This window comes from Pseudomonas sp. WMBT8, assembly GCF_050916005.1.
In the GTDB taxonomy this organism is placed as follows: Bacteria; Pseudomonadota; Gammaproteobacteria; order Pseudomonadales; family Pseudomonadaceae; genus Aquipseudomonas.
In genome coordinates this window covers 519,769-535,343 of sequence record NZ_CP188096.1, presented here as the reverse complement: position 1 = coordinate 535,343, position 15,575 = coordinate 519,769, and the positions used below count along the sequence as shown (strand labels likewise).

The following is a 15,575-nucleotide window of genomic DNA, read 5'->3' as shown; positions in this document are numbered from 1 at the left end:
GCCTCTTCGCCCCAAAAAACATGAGCAGGGGCCAGCCTTGCATCAAGTCGGTTAAGATAACCGGCTATTGATGGGAGTCAGGCATGCAAGTAATCGATCACAACACCTATGAGGCATTGCGCGCCGGCGCGCAGGTGCTGGAAGCCGATGGTTCTGGCGACAAGGTGCTCCGGTTGACCGATGGTTGCATGCTCAAACTGTTCCGGCGCAAGCGCCTGCTCAGTTCGGCGCTGTTCTACCCGTATGCCCAGCGCTTCGCCAACAACACCCGCGCACTGCAGCAACGGGATATCCCCTGCCCGCGCATCATTGCGGTGTATCGCATTCCCAGCATTGCGCGGGACGCGGTGTATTACAGCCCGCTGGCCGGGGAAACCATCCGCCAGTTGAAACTCGCCAAGGCCGAGGCCGACGCCTTGCGTGTGCGCCTGGGCTGTTTCATTGCGCAACTGCATGAGAAGGGCGTGTACTTTCGCTCGCTGCACTTTGGCAACGTGGTCCTGACTCCGGAAAACACCCTGGGGCTGATCGACATTGCCGACCTGAGTTGCCAGGCCGCCGCCCTGAGCCAGAGCAAGCGCCTGCGTAACTTCAGCCATCTGCGGCGCTATCCCGAGGATCGGCAATGGCTGCTGGGCGATGATGCCGGGCAAGCCTTCTTCGATGGCTATCGCCAGGGCTTGCCGGCCGGCAGTCAGCAGGCGCCGCTGATTGAGCGCCTGCGGCAATTACTGGACTGACTTCACCGGGTGATGATCAGCACCGTGGCGCCTCGGCGATTGGCGAAGCGCTCGACGATGCGCATGTTGCGCTCGGCCAGCCAACTGATGAGCCAGGGCTCGTTACCGCGGGCTTCGATCAGGAAATAGCGGAATTGATCCGCATAGGCCGGCGACATGGCCGCTTCCCGGGTCAATTGCTTGAGCAGATAACCACGCCCGGCGTAATAACCGATCCGGCCGTCATCGAAATACGCTGGGACATCCGGCTCGACATTCGCCGCCATCCAGCGCCCCGCGTCAACGTACTGGACCTTGCCCGGCCCGGTGGACACCACATTGGACAACATCACCAAAAGGCAGACCGCCACCAGGGCCTTGCCCAGGCGCGGGAACTGTTGGGCAAACATCTGCATCGCCAAGGCCAGCGCCGGCACAAACAGTAGGTTCAGGAAGCTCATGTAGCGCAAGTTCATGAACTGCTGCTGGATAAAGAACAGCAGCAATACCAACAGGTACAACAGCGCCGCCCAGGCAAAAGGCCGGTATTCGTGCCAGTAGCGCTTGATCGCCTGCCAATTGCGGCCACGCAAAAACGGCACGGCAAACGGACCGCAAATATTTACAAAGCCGATGGCCATGGCCGCCAGGATGCCAAAAAAGATGATGCGTCCGGCTTCATCCTGGGAGTACTTGTTGATCAGCGAGTTGGCGAACTGATCGCGCAGCAAGTCAAACGACGCCAGCACCTGGTTGGGGTTGATCAAGCCCAGATAGTAGTCAACGCGAGCCGATGTAAAACCATCCGTGGCCGAGACCAGCACTATCCCCGCCACGACACCCAACAGCGGCAGCGCCACAAACTGCAGGAGCGCCAGGCGCCGCTCGCGCACCCACAGGCCAGGCAACTGCCATAAGCCCAACGCCGGCAACAGCAACAACGCTTCCAGCCGGAAGGCTGCCGCCGCGACAATCGCCAGGTGGATGATTGCCGCCCGCAGCCATCCACCGCGGGCCTGCCAGCGCATGGCCAGCCAAAGCGTCAGGATGCAGAAGAACCAGAAGCCGAACTCACGCAGGATCTCGCCACGAAACTGGTTGAACGCAGGCATCGCCAACACCACCAGGCAAGCCCAAGGCGCCACCTGCACCGAGCGCTGGCGCACGCAGTCAACCAGTAGCGCACAGGTACCGGCAGCAAACAGCGAACACCACAAGTACGCACTCAGTTCTATGGGCAGGGCTGAAACCGAATGGGTGCCCGCCAGGAGCAGGGAGAACCAGGGCCAGTTGAATACGGCAAAGGCGGCTTTCGGGCCATGGACGTGAGCGTCCTGGGCAATGGTCAGGTAGAAAGCCGCATCACGTCCGACAGTCGCTGCGCCCAGCACAGCGATCAGGGACAGCAGCAGGCTCCCAAAAAATGCCACTCGAACGGGATGCTCGACGGCAATACTCAACACCCGGGCCCACAACTTGCTGCCTATTCCAACCACACCCCCCCCTTAAAACCTGGCGTCACATCGCGTGCACAAGATTTGAAAACATACATTTCAGAAAAACCACTGCACCACGAAAACCCAACGCCCAGTCATTGCAATCAACTCTGGCGCTGCATAGGTAATTCCCGGCGTAGCGTAACAGGCTATAACGCGCTTACTTGAACATCAGCTGAAGCGCCTTGCGTGTGTACGACCAGCGCGTCAGGGCGCGCCAGTCGGTACGCACCGCCTGGCAGTAAAACTGCCTGGCAAGCGTGTATTCCCCAGCACTGAAGCAATTGCGAAACAACGACAGGCAGCGCTGCGCGAGAAACGCACTGCGCAGGCCTTGCAACTCTGCTGGCATACGCACCGGCGAAAACACCTCGTCTACCAGGCTCACGCCCGCCGCGACACTGTGGTTGATGTCATGTCGCAGGCTATCCGCATGCTTGTAGATCAGCGCCAGTGGCTGGTCGATGACCGTGCAAGGCACGCGCGCCAGGGCCTGGGCAAACACCGGGATATCCTCGGCGTTACGCATGCGCTCCGGGTAGTTGCCCACCGCGAAGATGTCACGGTGCATGGCGCAGGCGCCATTGGAGATCGCGATGGTCTTGTCCAGCAAGTACCCGCGCACCCGCTGGTATGGGGTGGCAGGCAGCGGCTTGACGGCATGTAGGCGGCGCTTGCCATCTTCAAATACCGACCAGTGGCCACCGATGATCAGGCGGCTATCCGGGTGAGCAGCAATATGCTGCGCAACCAGGGCCAGGGCGCCTGGGGCCATTTCATCATCGGCGTCGAGGAACATCAGGTACTGGCCCGCAGACTCCTCAATCCCGCGATTGCGCACCGAGGCCAGGCCGCCATTGGGCTTGCGCAGGGCCTGGAAACGCCCGGGGTGCTTGGCCAGCAGAGCTTCCAGTACCTGCGGCGTCTCATCGGTAGAGCCGTCATCAATCACCAACAGCTGCGCATCGGCTTCGTCGAGTTGCGCCAGCACCGACTCAACCGCGCGACCCAGGGTGCGCGCGTAGTTGTAGGCCGGGATGACGACGCCAATCAGTGCTTCAGTCAACGGCTTGCCCTTCCACACCGTCTTTGACGACCAGGATGTCTTCCATGATCAGGTACTGCAGGTCGGAGCCGAAGAACATGTTCAGGGCGTCGGTCGGCGAGCAGATCATCGCTTCGCCGCGGCGGTTGAGCGAGGTGTTCAGGGACACACCGTTGCCGGTCAGCACTTCCAGCTCTTTCATCATGTCGTAGTAGCGCGGGTTGTACTCGCGCTTGAGCACCTGGGCGCGGGAGGTGCCATCTTCATGGACCACTTCCGGCACGCGGGTTTTCCACTCTTCGGCCACTTCAAAGGTGAAGGTCATGAACGGGGCCGGGTGATCGACCTTGATCATCTGCGGGGCCACGGTGTCGAGCATCGACGGGCAGAAAGGCCTCCAGCGCTCGCGGAACTTGATCTGGTGGTTGATCCGATCAGCCACGCCCACGGCGCTCGGGCAACCAATGATCGAACGCCCGCCCAGGGCGCGCGGGCCGAACTCCATGCGGCCCTGGAACCAGGCCACCGGGTTGCCGTCGACCATGATCTGGGCGATGCGCTTGGGCATGTCGTCGATCTGGCGCCACTTCGGCTTGCTCGGGTGCTTGGCGCACGCGGCAATCACTTCTTCATTGCTGTAGGACGGGCCGAGATAGACGTGTTCCATCTTCTCTACCGGTACCCCACGGGCATGGGACACATAGGCCGCCGCGCCCACGGCAGTGCCGGCATCGCCGGACGCCGGCTGCACGAACAGCTCCTTGACGTCGTCGCGGGCAATGATCTTCTGGTTCAACTTGACGTTCAGCGCGCAGCCGCCGGCGAAGGCCAGCTTGCCGGTTTCCTTGAGGATATCGCCCAGGTAATGGTCAATCATCTGCAAGGCCAGTTTCTCGAACAGCGCCTGCATGCTGGCTGCGTAGTGGATGTACGGCTCGTCGGCGATGTCGCCTTCACGCTTGGGACCCAGCCACTCAATCAGTTTTGGCGAGAAGTAGAAGCCCTTGCCCTTCTCTTTATAGCGGCGCAGGCCGATGACGTTGGCGTAGTCGGTGTTGATCACCAGTTCGCCATTTTCAAAGGAAGCCAGGCGCGAGAAATCGTACTTGCTGGCATCGCCATACGGCGCCATGCCCATGACCTTGAACTCGCCGTCGAGCATTTCAAAGCCGAGGAACTCGGTGATCGCGCCGTACAGGCCGCCCAGGGAGTCCGGATCGTAGAATTCCTTGATCTTGTGGATCTTGCCGTTTTCGCCGTAGCCGAAGAAGGTGGTGGCGTACTCGCCCTTGCCGTCGATCCCGAGGATCGCGGTCTTCTCCTGGAAACCCGAGCAGTGATAGGCGCTGGAAGCGTGGGCCAGGTGGTGTTCAACCGGCTCGATCTTGATCTTCTTCGGATCGAAGCCCAGTTGCTCCAGGCACCAGACAATCTTGTTGCGGTAGCGCTTGTAGCGCCGGTTGCCCATCAGGATCGCGTCAAGGGCGCGGTCCGGGGCATACCAGTAACGCTTGGCATAGTGCCAGCGAGCCTCGCCGAACAAGCTGATCGGGGCAAACGGGATCGCCACCACATCAACGTCGGAGGGTTTGATGCCAGCCTGTTCCAGGCAGAACTTCGCCGACTCGTAGGGCATGCGGTTCTTTGCATGTTTATCGCGTACGAAGCGCTCTTCTTCGGCGGCCGCGATCAGCTTGCCGTCGATATACAACGCTGCGGAAGGATCATGGCTAAGGGCGCCGGACAGGCCAAGAATCGTCAATGCCACTGGGGTCTAGCCTCTTTTAGTCTGCATGCAGGCGCTGGCGCCTGAAAAAATGTGAGCCCCTCGCCTCGGCGAGAAAAGCTAAAGGGCGGGATTATAGCTTAAAAGCGGCAAAACGCCTCTAGCCGCAAATGGCACGGAGAAACAAGAGGCATCATCGGAAAATCTCGATACTGCCGTCTCGATTTTGCCGGTAGACGGTGTAGGGCAGTACCAAAGTATCGAGAACGCCCGATAGCACGAAATCAATGGCTATCCACGGCACCGAGGCGATCTGCTGGTCTTCCAGGCTTTTTTTGCTGTTGGGTTCGCCATTGAGGGAGCAGAAGTCATACACCACCCCGCTGTAGATACGGGGCACGCTCTCGCAGTGGCTGCGCAGGTCCTTGAGCTTCTGGCTGGCCACCGCGTCTTCGCGAAACACCGTATTCAGGGTGCCGCAGGCCGTGGTCGAAAGGACAATGGCGGCGAGCAGCAGAATGTTTGTAGGATTCACGGGTAACCCTCTTTGGTATGGGGCGCACAGCCTAACCCAAGACTGTGTAAGACGAATATGCCGGCATTTTGCGGGAATATTCTTCAAAAAACGCCGCGCAGAATCGTTAAACTCGCGCCCTTTTTCCGCGCCCGCGCTGCGCGTCATGGAAGTTGGTTTGCTCATGAAAGTTGTTGCCCCCACGTGTTTTGCGATGTTGCTCCAGAGCCTGCCGGGCCTGCAGCAAACTGCCCTGGCCGAAGATGCCCTGCTGATCCTCGACCCCAGCGTGGTGACAGGTTCGCGCAGCGCCAGTCGCAGCTTCGACCTGCCCTACTCGGTGGACAGCATCAGCCGTGAGCAGATCAGCGACGGCCAGTTGGGTATCAATGCCTCGGAGGCCCTGTCCCGCGTGCCGGGGCTGGTGGTGCAGAACCGCCAGAACTACGCCCAGGACCTGCAGATTTCCTCCCGCGGCTTTGGCGCGCGCTCGGCGTTTGGCGTGCGCGGGATCAAGCTGATTGCCGATGGCATCCCCGCCAGCACCCCGGATGGCCAGGGCCAGGCCGCCACCTTCAACCTCGACACAGCGGACCGCATCGAAGTACTGCGCGGCCCGGCCGCCACCCTGTATGGCAGCAACGCCGGCGGGGTGATCCAGATGTTCTCGCGCAATGGCGAAGGCCCGCCCCGTATCGGCGCCGAAACCCTGTTTGGCAGCGACGGCCTGAACAAGAACCACCTCAGCGCCGAAGGCGCGGTGCAGGGCGCCGGGTTTGTCCTCGATGCCTCGCGCATGGACACCGACGGCTACCGCGACCACAGCAGCGCCCGCCGTGACCAGACCTTCGCCAAGCTCAACCTCGAACCCGATGACGACAGCAAGCTAGCCCTGATCTATAGCAGCCTGGAGCAAAACGGCACCCAAGACCCGCTGGGGCAAACCTGGGCAGGCTACAAGGCCGACCCGCGTTCGGTAAACAGCAATGCCCTGGCGTACAACACGCGCAAGAGCATTGATCATCAGCAACTGGGGATGAATTACGAGCGGTACATTGGCGATGCAACGTTGCAGGTGAATGCCTATACCGGGCGGCGGAGTGTGATTCAGTATTTGTCGATTCCCAAGGGCGTAGCGAGCAACGAACGCGGCGGCGGCGTGGTGCAATTCGACCGCAAGTTCTACGGCGGTGGCGTGCGCTGGATGCAGCCCATCGACAGCGTGCCGGGCGAATTGATGATCATCACCGGCCTGGACTTCGACCAGAGCGAAGACAGCCGCCACGGCTACCAGAACTACAGCGGCAACACCCTCGGCGTGAAAGGCGAATTACGCCGCAATGAAATCGACACCGCCCGCAGCCTCGACCCGTACATCCAGGCCAACTGGGCCATCGAGCGCTGGACCCTGCAAGCCGGGCTGCGCCACAGCACGATGGAAATGGACGTGGATGACCAGTTCCTGAGCAATGGCGATGCCAGCGGCAATAAGACCTATCAGAAGAACACGCCCTCGATGAGCGTGATGTACGCGTTCACCCCTGACCTGCACGGCTATGTCAGCGCCGGCAAGGGCTTCGAAACGCCGACCCAGGCAGAGCTGGCTTACGCCCCTGGTGACATCGAAGGTTTCAACTTCGGCCTGAAGCCGTCAGAAAGCACTCAATATGAAGTGGGCTTGAAGGCGCAGGTGAACAACAGCACGCGGGTCAACGCTGCCGTATTCCAAATAGCTACGGAAGATGAGTTGGTGGTCAATGCATCGAAGGATGGACGCACCAGCTACCAAAACGCCGGCCGCACCCTACGCCGTGGCTTTGAGCTGGGCATCGAAAGCCAACTGAGCGAACAGTGGAGCGCCAACCTCGCCTACACCCGCCTGCAAGCCACCTACGACAGCAACTTCAGCAATAGCGGCAAAACCGTGGACAAGGGCAACTACCTACCCGGCGTCCCACAGACCACGCTCTTTGCCGAACTGAACTGGAAACCAAGGGACTGGGTGAGTACCGCCGTCGAAGGTATGTACCGCAGCAAGATCTATGTCGAAGACACCAACCAGAAGCATGCTGCTCCGGGTTACAGCGTTTTCAACTGGCGTGCACGCTTTGAGCAGAAGGTCGAACACTGGACCTTTCACCAGACCCTGCGCCTGGACAACCTGCTGGATCGCCAGTACGTCGGTTCGGTGATTGTTGGCGATGGCAACGATCGTTATTACGAAGCCGCGCCCGGCAGGTCGTGGTATGCGGGCGCAGGAGCCCAGTACAGCTTTTGAGTGATAAAAACCAATGGGCAAATAACGTTGCCCATTTGGTTCCCACATTAATAACAGACACTTCCTATAACCCAGCCCCTACACTTTGGAAAAGTACCCACCAAAATCATAAAGAACTATAAACGCAAACACCTACTCAACTTTTGAGCAATCACCCATCAGCCTTTAATTGCCACTCTCCATTAGCCCCGTAAACCAGTTCATGATCTATGGGCTCTCGATAGGGATCACCAAAGTTCACATGACCACCATCACCTTTGCCATTAGAGGCGGTTGGCTGCCATTCCTGGGTATCGGCGTTAAAAAATTCGGCGTCATCACCAGCGGTTGTGTCCTTTGGATTGCGGACACCCGACTGCACTTTATCTATCGGACTTGTTGGATTCACCGGATCTATCGGCTTATTTTTACCGGCCAGATCACTGTAAAAAGAAAACGGTTGAAAACCTGTTATCGAAGTCATTTGCACACTCCCGGAATTAACATTTCGATCACTCAATAAACATCTATATAAGATATTTTTATCACGCGTCGATACAACCTATTAACCCCAACGAACAATGTCCAGAGCACTACTTAATCAAAATATTAAGTAATGCCCCTTGCCTTCGAAAACACTGTGACTTCCCAGACCTGAAAAAATCGCTACGACTTATGACGGCCTCACGCGGATCACCTAGCTAACGCGCTCACCTTGGGCAAGCGCTGATCAATCACGCGATACAAAGCACTATCAGCCGGCCAGTTGCGCATAAACCGCGCACGGTCCTTGGCAAACGCCGGTGCGAAGCTGCTCAGCGAGCCATGCTGACACATCGAATCCAGATCTATCAGCACCCAACGCCCTCCCTGCCAGAACAGGTTGCGACCCTTGAAGTCACCGTGGCTGATCCGCTCGCGAATCAGTTCGCCAAACAGGCGCTCCAGGGCCAGCAGTTCAGGCTCGGGCACCTCGCCGCTGTCCACGTAAGGGGCCAGGTGCTCGATCAGGTCGGGCCCGGACAGGTGCTCGGTGACCAGATAAGCCCGGCTGCGCAACCAGAAAAAGCGTCGTTCCAGAAGCGCCAGGGGCTTGGGTGTGGCAATCCCCAGGAATGTCAGGCGGTTGCCTTCGCTCCAGGCGTGCCATGCGCGGCTGGGCCTCCAGAAGCGCCTGAGCCAGTGTGTAAAACCCTTGATGTTGTAGCGTTTGATCACCAGCGCTCGACCCGCAGCATCAACCCCGGCCACCGTGGCCGAGGCGCCGGCCTTGTACATTTGGCCCTGGTCGATAAGCCTATCGACGTTTGCCAGCACCGGCAGCAGGGTGGCTTCTTCTTCACGCCGGATCGCCAGCAGCCCAAAGGCCCCGCGCACTACGCTGAACAAGGTGCACTCACGGCCGATCTTGCCCATGAAGTCTTTCAGGCGCCAGGCGCGCACTTTGCGCACCTGTTTTTGCAAGGCTTCCAGGGGCAACGCGTGCTCGCCGTTGCTTAATAGGTAGTGCACCAGTAATTCTTCGGTAAACGGTTCGAGGTCGCTCGGTAACTGGGCAAAAAACACCCCGAGGTTTTCCAGCACCCGGTTACGCGACAGGGGCTTACCCGCCTGCTCGACGCAGATGCCCCCCCCGTCGATCAAATACAGCTTGTCAGCCTGACGCATCAGGTTGTCCAGATGCAGATCTTCCTGCCACAAACCCTTGGCGTGCATCTGGGCAATCGCACCCAGCGCTTGGGCCAGTACCGCCTGTTGCTCATCGGCCAAGAGCGGCAAGGCTTCGACTGCCGCCCAGGCGTCGGCCAGGCTTTGGGCCCCTTCCAGAAACTCGAACAGCAGCCAGCCACCCTCACCGTCTTGCAGGCCGTCGGCGAGCAACAGCGGGGTAGTGAGGCCTTGCTCGGCGAGCAGGCGCACGCCCTGGAGTTCGCGCTGGAAATGTCGCGCGGCGTTGCTACCCACCAGCAACTTGGCCAGCACCGGCCGGCCGCGCCAGATGGCCGCGCCCACATAACGCTGGCCGGGCAACACCCGCAACAGGCTCAGCAGCTGCAACTGCCCAGGGCCCGCTGCATCCGCCAACTCAATACTCAAGGGCAGCGCGGGGGTGCGCCCGGCGTTTTTGAGTTCAGACAGCCGCATCAGCGGGCCTCCTTGTGACTGCGGCGCCCCGCCAGGTAAGTTGCCCAGGTATCCACCAGCGAACTGTCGACCGGCTGGTCGAGGTAAGCCGCCAGAAATTGCCGCACCTGCTCTGCGGTCCATGCCCCGGCACGGCGCAGTAGCGGCTCCAGATCCTTGACCCGATCACGCCGGCCCAGCAACAGCGGCCGGGTTTTTTCCAGGTCGATCAACTGCGCCGCGTAACCGTCGCCGGTGGCCTGCAGGAAGATGTGCTTGGGGTAAAAACAGCCATGCACCTGGCCGACACCATGGAGCTTGCGCGCCAATTGGCCGCAGGCCACGAGGATTGCGTGGTGCTGGGCTTCGCTCAGGGCCGGCCACTGCTCCAGGAGTGAATCCAGGTCATTCCAGCCATCCAGCGCGCGGGTCAGCAGCAAGGCGCGGTATTCGCCGGCAACTTTGCGCTCGCCATAAAAGGCGGCCTGCAAGGCTGGGATCGCCTTCTGCCGATAGCGGCTGATATTGCGAAACTCGCGGGCAAAGGTTGGCTCGCCAAACGGCCGATGCAGGGTGCGCGTCAGGTAGTTGCTCTGGCGCTTGAGGTAGAAGCCACGGCCCTCCAGCTCCAGGCGGAACACACTGCTCCAGCCGCCGCGACTGGTGTTGGGCTCGTCCACTGCATCCAGTTGCCTGGCCCACAGGGCATCGAAGTCAGCCAGGCCATTGCGCTCCAGCAAGGCCCGGTCTTCAGTTGCCAGGAAGTCATTCATTCGCGTCCCTCGAAAAACTTCAGCACATGGCGGATCCGCTGTTTATCCGATGTGTTCAGGTGCTTGCGCCGACGATATTGCATGTAGAAGCGTAGGCGCTGGGTGGCCGACAAGTGGTATTTGGCGACCTTGTCCAGGCATGCCAAGTCCTTGGTGATCCGGTATTTGAGCCAGAAGCCGCGCCAGAAGTCGCCGTTGGGGCAGTCGATCAGGTACAGGGTCTGCTGGTCGTCGATCAACAGGTTGCGCCACTTCAAATCGTTGTGGGTAAACCGGTGGTCGTGCATGGTCCGGGTGTATTCGGCGAGCTGGCGGCTGACCTTGTCGACCCACGCCGGGTCGGACAATTGCGGGTCCTTGCGTTCGGCCAGGGCCGCCAGGTCTTCAGTGCGCGGTAACTCGCGGGTGATCATCGCCCCACGGTCATAGGCCAGGCCCTTGCGCTCCAAGCCCCAGGCCACCACTTCGGCCGTGGGGATGCCCCACTTGGCGAAGCGCTTGAGGTTCTGCCATTCGGACTTGACCCGTGGCTTGCCCAGGTAACGCCGCAAGCCTTTGCCGGCGCCGGTGTAGCGCTTGACGTAGTAGTTGACCCCGCCGCGCTCCACGCGAATCACTTCGGACAGTGGGTCTCGGGTCAGCCGCTCGCCTTGCAGGGCGAACACCGCGTCGAGGCTACCAAAATCGTCCACAAGCTCCGAGTAAGCAGGTTCCAGGTTCCAACCCGCCATCAGAGCGCGCCTCCGTAGCGAATTTTACGGTCATAGAGTTTGCTGGCCTTGCGCTCCAGCCACTGTAGCAACGCGCCTTCCTCGGCCAGGATCTGGCGCAGGGGCTGCTGGAAGTAGCCCTTGAGGAAGCGCAATTTGTCGCGGCGGGTCAGGCCGATATCCAGGATCGAAAAATACAGGGCCGCCAGGTCCTTGTTGCGCCAGCGCTGACTGATGCGCGGCCGCACCTGGGCGCGGTGCAGGTCGATCACCGACAGCTTGAAGTCATCGGCCGTCACCGGCTTGTCGGTGTGCAGCAGGAAGTGGCAGATGTAGCAGTCACGATGGTTGACGCCGGCGCGATGCATCATCCCGGTCATGCGCGCCACTTCGGCAATCAGCGCGCGCTTGAGACGCGGCTCGGGCGGCTGCTTGAGCCAGTCCATGCTCAAGTCTTCCAGGCTGATGGTCGGCGCCAGCTCTTGGGTGACAATAAAGGAATGCTGGTCGGCCGGGTTGGCGCCACGTTCGCCGTAGGCCACGGCGGTCATGGTCGGGACGCCCACTTCGTGCAGGCGCTGGATCGCCTGCCACTCCTGCCCGGCGCCCAGCACCGGCAATTTGGCGGTGAATAGGTTCTTGAAGATTTCACCCCAGCCGATGCCACGGTGGATTTTCACAAAGTAGCCGCGCCCATCCACCTCGGTGCGCAAGGTGCGACGGGCTTCCAGTTCACGGTAAACCTCACCCTCCAACAGCTCGACTTCGGCGAACGCATCGCGCCCGGCCCAAAGGCTCTTGAACGGTTCGGCAAGAATCAACTTCATCAGTGTTGCTCCGCCAGAATTACATCCGCAGCGTGCTGCGGCATGCTATAGAGGTCGGCCGTCTCGGCGAAGGCCAGACCATTGCGGCTCCAGGCCGCACGTTGCTGCTGATCACTGAGCATCCCGGCCAGGTACTGGTTGAGCTGGGCCTGCTCGAAAGGCTCGTCAAGCACACGCCCGCAATCGGCCTCGCTGATGTAATGGGCATAACCACACACCGCCGTGACCAATACCGGCAACCCGGCCACCAGGGCTTCGAGCAGCACGGTCCCGGTGTTTTCGTTGTACGCCGGGTGAATCAACAGGTCGGCGCCCAGCAAAAAACGCGGGATATCGCTGCGCCCCTTGAGGAACTGCACATTGTCGCCCAGGCCAAGGGTAGCACTCTGCAATTGGAATACTTTGGGGTCGTCCTGGCCAATTACAAACAGACGGGTGCGCTTTTTCAGGTCTGGCGGCAGTGCGGCCAGTGCCTTGAGGCTGCGATCCACGCCCTTGGTCTTGAAACCCGAGCCGATCTGCACCAGCAGCAAGTCATCGTGCGCAAGGTTGAATTCGGCGCGAAAGCCTGCGCGGATCTCGGCCGCATTCGGCGGCGCCCGACGATCCTGGGCGATACCCGGTGGCAGCAGGTGGAAGCGCGCCAGCGGCGTGTCGTAGTGCTTGATAAACAGCGGCTGCTGGACCTCGGAGATCATCAGCACTTGGGTCTTGGCGTCCTTGGCAAACACCGCGCGCTCATACTCGGCAAAGTGCCGGTAGCGGCCGAAGCTGCGATACAGCGAGTGCCGCAGGTTTTGCGCCTTGTCTTCAAAACAGCCGTCTGCCGCGTAGTACACATCCAGGCCGGGCATTTTGTTGAAGCCGATCAAGCGGTCCACCGGGCGCTTGGCCAGGTCGGCCTGCATCCAGGCGGTCAACTTCTCGTTGCGCCGATGGTTGAAGAACGCCTTGACCGGCGCCACCAGCACTTCAAAACCTTGGGGCACGTCGCCTTCCCAGATCAGGGTGTAGACACGGATCTGGTGGCCGCGCTGCTGGCACTCCAGGGCGATGCGCATGAAATCGCGCTGCAAGCCACCAAAGGGGAAATATTTGTACAGTACAAATGCCAGTTGCATTAGTGCAGCTCCTCAGCCAATAACAACGTGCTCAGTCGGCTGGCCACACGCTCAGGGTTCAGGCGAGTGAAGCACAACGGCCACTCGCGCTTGAGATCAAACCGGCGCTGGTCTTCGGCGGTCGGTTGGTAGGTGCATTTCTTTTGCAGGCAGGGCGCGCAGGGGAAATCGCTGCCCAGATGGATCTGCGCCTTGCCGTAGGCACCGGTCAGGCCCGGATTGGTCGGGCCGAACAGGGAAATTGTCGGCACATCCAGCGCGGCGGCCAGGTGCCCGAGGCCGGTATCCACCGCCACACAGGCCCTGGCGCCGGCCAGTACCCGCGCCACACCGGCCAGGTTCAGCTTGGGCAGCACCTCGGCGTTGGCCAGGCCTTGGGCCAGGCGCTCGGCGCGGGCTTTTTCGGCGGCATTGCCCCATGGCAACTTCACATCCACCCCCAGGCTGCCCATGCGTTCGGCCAACTCGCGCCAATAGGCTTCGGGCCAGTGCTTGGTGTCCCAGGTGGTGCCGTGCAGCAGCAACACAAAGGGCTTCTTCGGCGGCAGGCCGAGCAGTTTTTCGGTGCTCAGGCCGTAATCCCCCAGGCCTTTGGGCAGGTCATAGCCCAGGGCTACGGCGAACAACTGGCGCAGGCGCTCCACTGCATGCTGCCCACGCGCAACCGCCAGGCGCCGGGAATAGAAGCGCGCGGCGATGGGTTCGCGGGCTGAATTTTTGTCAAAGCCCGCCACCGGCGCCCGCACATAGCGGGTCAGCCAGGCGCTTTTCAGCAGGCCCTGGGCGTCGATCACCAGGTCGTATTTGGTCGATTGGACCTGCTTCTTGAAGCGGCGCCATTCGCCGCTCTTGAAGGTCTGCCAGAGGTTCTTGCGCCAGCGGCGAATCGCCACCGGGATCACCTTGTCCACCGCCGGATGCCAGGTGGGGATTTCGGCGAAGCCTTCTTCCACCACCCAGTCGAAACGGATCCCCGGGATCGCCCGGGCCGCGTCGGTCAATGCAGGCAAGGCGTGGATCACATCGCCCAGGGATGAGGTCTTGATTACCAGTACCCGCAACTCAATGAACCTCGACCACGTTGCCCTGCAAGCGCTGCAAGGCTTGGGCTACCGAGTCGGGCAGCAACTGGCGCAGGCAGTTGTAGTGGCCGAAACGGCAGGTGCGGTCAAAGCACGGGCTGCACTCCAGGCCCAGGCGCACCACCTCGACCTTGTCGGCCAACGGCGGCGTGAAGCCTGGCGAGGTGGAACCGTACACCGCCACCAGCGGGCGATTCAGCGCGGCGGCCACGTGCATCAGGCCAGAGTCGTTGGACACCACCGAGTCGGCACAGGACAGCAGGTCGATCGCCTCGGCCAGGGACGTATCGCCACTGAGGTTGACCGCTTCTTCGCGCAGGCCGGGGATCAGGCGCTGGCGGATGTCCTCGCCCACCGAATGATCGTTTTTCGAGCCAAACAGCCAGACTTGCCAGCCTTCGCGGATTTTCAGCTCGGCAACCTTCGCATAATGCTCCGACGGCCAGCGCTTGGACTCGCCAAACTCGGCGCCTGGGCACAGTGCCAGCACCGGGCGGTCGAGGCTCAGGCCGAACTTGGCCAGGGCTGCATCGCGGGTGACCGGGTCGATTTGCAGGCTCGGCCGTGGATACGGTGTCGGCAGCTCGGCATTGGCCGCATAGGCCAGGGCCATGAAGCGCTCGATCATCAGCGGGTAGCGGGCCTTGTCGAGCTTGCGCACGTCGTTGAGCAGGCCATAACGGAACTCGCCGCGCCAGCCGGTACGCTTGGGGATGCCGGCGAAGAACGGCACCAGGGCCGACTTCATCGAGTTGGGCAGCAGGATCGCCTGGTCGTACTGGCCGGCCAGGGACTTGCCGATCCGCCGCCGGGTCGCCAGTTCCAGCGCGCCATGGCCGAGCGGGAAGCTCAAGGCCTGCCGTACTTCGGGCATGCGCTCCAGGATCGGCCGGCTCCATTCGGGGGCGAGCACGTCGATTTGGCAGTCGGGATGACGCTGTTTCAGGCACTGGAACAGTGTCTGCGCCATCACCATGTCACCGACCCAACTGGGCCCAACGATCAGAATATTCATGTAGTTTCCACAAACGATTCGGGGAGGCTCATGCCTCCCCGCCTCGATAATTACTGTAGGTCACGGTGTGTGGGGGAGCGGGCTTGCCCGCGATAGCATCACCGCGTGCTGTCAGCCAGACCGCAGCGCCTGCATCGCGGGCAGCCCGCTCCCACATAAAGCCGGT

Annotated in this window: 14 protein-coding genes; 2 read left to right on the top strand and 12 right to left on the bottom strand. The window is 61.0% G+C overall.

The genetic code is table 11. The annotated features are described in order from the left end of the window. Positions 1-83 precede the first annotated feature (83 nt). Positions 84-740, top strand: coding sequence for a phosphotransferase (locus ACO77H_RS02245; RefSeq protein ID WP_169952279.1), 657 nt, complete (start codon positions 84-86; stop codon positions 738-740). 2 nt (positions 741-742) lie between these two features. Here the strand turns inward: ACO77H_RS02245 and ACO77H_RS02240 are convergent, their stop codons facing one another. From ACO77H_RS02240 to ACO77H_RS02225, 4 genes are all read right to left on the bottom strand, one after another. Then, complete coding sequence (locus ACO77H_RS02240) at positions 743-2,215, bottom strand: hypothetical protein (RefSeq protein WP_432754947.1); 1,473 nt, start codon at positions 2,213-2,215, stop codon at positions 743-745. A 160-nt stretch (positions 2,216-2,375) separates the two neighbouring features. Further along, positions 2,376-3,281, bottom strand: coding sequence for a glycosyltransferase family 2 protein (locus tag ACO77H_RS02235; RefSeq protein WP_169952283.1), 906 nt, complete (start codon positions 3,279-3,281; stop codon positions 2,376-2,378). After that, positions 3,274-5,028, bottom strand: a complete 1,755-nt coding sequence (locus ACO77H_RS02230) for a carbamoyltransferase C-terminal domain-containing protein (protein ID WP_169952285.1) — start codon at positions 5,026-5,028, stop codon at positions 3,274-3,276. The genes ACO77H_RS02235 and ACO77H_RS02230 overlap by 8 nt, the downstream gene beginning before the upstream one ends. Positions 5,029-5,179: 151 nt before the next feature. Further along, positions 5,180-5,521 carry a YceK/YidQ family lipoprotein gene (locus ACO77H_RS02225; RefSeq protein ID WP_346266505.1) on the bottom strand — a complete coding sequence of 114 codons (342 nt, stop codon included), beginning with the start codon at positions 5,519-5,521 and terminating at the stop codon, positions 5,180-5,182. Positions 5,522-5,684: 163 nt separating this feature from the next. On the opposite strand from ACO77H_RS02225, the gene ACO77H_RS02220 reads away from it, so the two are divergent. Beyond that, a complete protein-coding gene (locus ACO77H_RS02220; protein ID WP_432754946.1) occupies positions 5,685-7,778 on the top strand; it encodes a TonB-dependent receptor family protein in 2,094 nt (697 codons plus the stop codon). Between the two features lie 151 nt (positions 7,779-7,929). Here ACO77H_RS02220 and ACO77H_RS02215 read toward each other — a convergent pair whose 3' ends face one another. The 8 genes from ACO77H_RS02215 to waaF all read right to left on the bottom strand — a co-directional run bounded on the left by ACO77H_RS02215 (position 7,930) and on the right by waaF (position 15,409). After that, a complete protein-coding gene (locus ACO77H_RS02215) occupies positions 7,930-8,241 on the bottom strand; it encodes a hypothetical protein (RefSeq protein ID WP_170042423.1) in 312 nt (103 codons plus the stop codon). Between the two features lie 209 nt (positions 8,242-8,450). Beyond that, positions 8,451-9,902 (bottom strand): lipopolysaccharide kinase InaA family protein, encoded by a 1,452-nt coding sequence (locus tag ACO77H_RS02210; protein WP_432754945.1) that lies wholly within the window; start codon positions 9,900-9,902, stop codon positions 8,451-8,453. After that, the gene (locus ACO77H_RS02205; protein ID WP_169952293.1) at positions 9,902-10,654 is read right to left on the bottom strand and encodes a lipopolysaccharide kinase InaA family protein; all 753 of its coding nucleotides are present in this window, start codon (positions 10,652-10,654) and stop codon (positions 9,902-9,904) included. Before ACO77H_RS02205 ends, ACO77H_RS02210 begins: the two co-directional genes overlap by 1 nt. Then, a complete protein-coding gene (locus ACO77H_RS02200) occupies positions 10,651-11,385 on the bottom strand; it encodes a lipopolysaccharide kinase InaA family protein (protein ID WP_170042419.1) in 735 nt (244 codons plus the stop codon). The genes ACO77H_RS02205 and ACO77H_RS02200 overlap by 4 nt, the downstream gene beginning before the upstream one ends. Next, a complete protein-coding gene (gene rfaP / locus ACO77H_RS02195; RefSeq protein WP_169952297.1) occupies positions 11,385-12,191 on the bottom strand; it encodes a lipopolysaccharide core heptose(I) kinase RfaP in 807 nt (268 codons plus the stop codon). Before rfaP ends, ACO77H_RS02200 begins: the two co-directional genes overlap by 1 nt. Further along, positions 12,191-13,312, bottom strand: a complete 1,122-nt coding sequence (locus ACO77H_RS02190; protein WP_170042417.1) for a glycosyltransferase family 4 protein — start codon at positions 13,310-13,312, stop codon at positions 12,191-12,193. The genes rfaP and ACO77H_RS02190 overlap by 1 nt, the downstream gene beginning before the upstream one ends. Next, positions 13,312-14,373 carry a lipopolysaccharide heptosyltransferase I gene (gene waaC, locus ACO77H_RS02185; RefSeq protein ID WP_172312554.1) on the bottom strand — a complete coding sequence of 354 codons (1,062 nt, stop codon included), beginning with the start codon at positions 14,371-14,373 and terminating at the stop codon, positions 13,312-13,314. The genes ACO77H_RS02190 and waaC overlap by 1 nt, the downstream gene beginning before the upstream one ends. A gap of 1 nt (position 14,374) precedes the next feature. After that, positions 14,375-15,409 (bottom strand): lipopolysaccharide heptosyltransferase II, encoded by a 1,035-nt coding sequence (gene waaF, locus ACO77H_RS02180; protein ID WP_169952302.1) that lies wholly within the window; start codon positions 15,407-15,409, stop codon positions 14,375-14,377. Positions 15,410-15,575 lie beyond the last annotated feature (166 nt).

What these genes read in the sequence shown, in the direction of transcription:
- ACO77H_RS02245 (WP_169952279.1), top strand. Translation starts at nt 84, where the DNA reads ATGCAAGTAATCGATCACAACACCTATGAGGCATTGCGCGCCGGCGCG.
- ACO77H_RS02220 (WP_432754946.1), top strand. Translation starts at nt 5,685, where the DNA reads ATGAAAGTTGTTGCCCCCACGTGTTTTGCGATGTTGCTCCAGAGCCTG.
- ACO77H_RS02215 (WP_170042423.1), bottom strand. Translation starts at nt 8,241, where the DNA reads ATGACTTCGATAACAGGTTTTCAACCGTTTTCTTTTTACAGTGATCTG.
- ACO77H_RS02210 (WP_432754945.1), bottom strand. Translation starts at nt 9,902, where the DNA reads ATGCGGCTGTCTGAACTCAAAAACGCCGGGCGCACCCCCGCGCTGCCC.
- ACO77H_RS02205 (WP_169952293.1), bottom strand. Translation starts at nt 10,654, where the DNA reads ATGAATGACTTCCTGGCAACTGAAGACCGGGCCTTGCTGGAGCGCAAT.
- ACO77H_RS02200 (WP_170042419.1), bottom strand. Translation starts at nt 11,385, where the DNA reads ATGGCGGGTTGGAACCTGGAACCTGCTTACTCGGAGCTTGTGGACGAT.
- rfaP (WP_169952297.1), bottom strand. Translation starts at nt 12,191, where the DNA reads ATGAAGTTGATTCTTGCCGAACCGTTCAAGAGCCTTTGGGCCGGGCGC.
- ACO77H_RS02190 (WP_170042417.1), bottom strand. Translation starts at nt 13,312, where the DNA reads ATGCAACTGGCATTTGTACTGTACAAATATTTCCCCTTTGGTGGCTTG.
- waaF (WP_169952302.1), bottom strand. Translation starts at nt 15,409, where the DNA reads ATGAATATTCTGATCGTTGGGCCCAGTTGGGTCGGTGACATGGTGATG.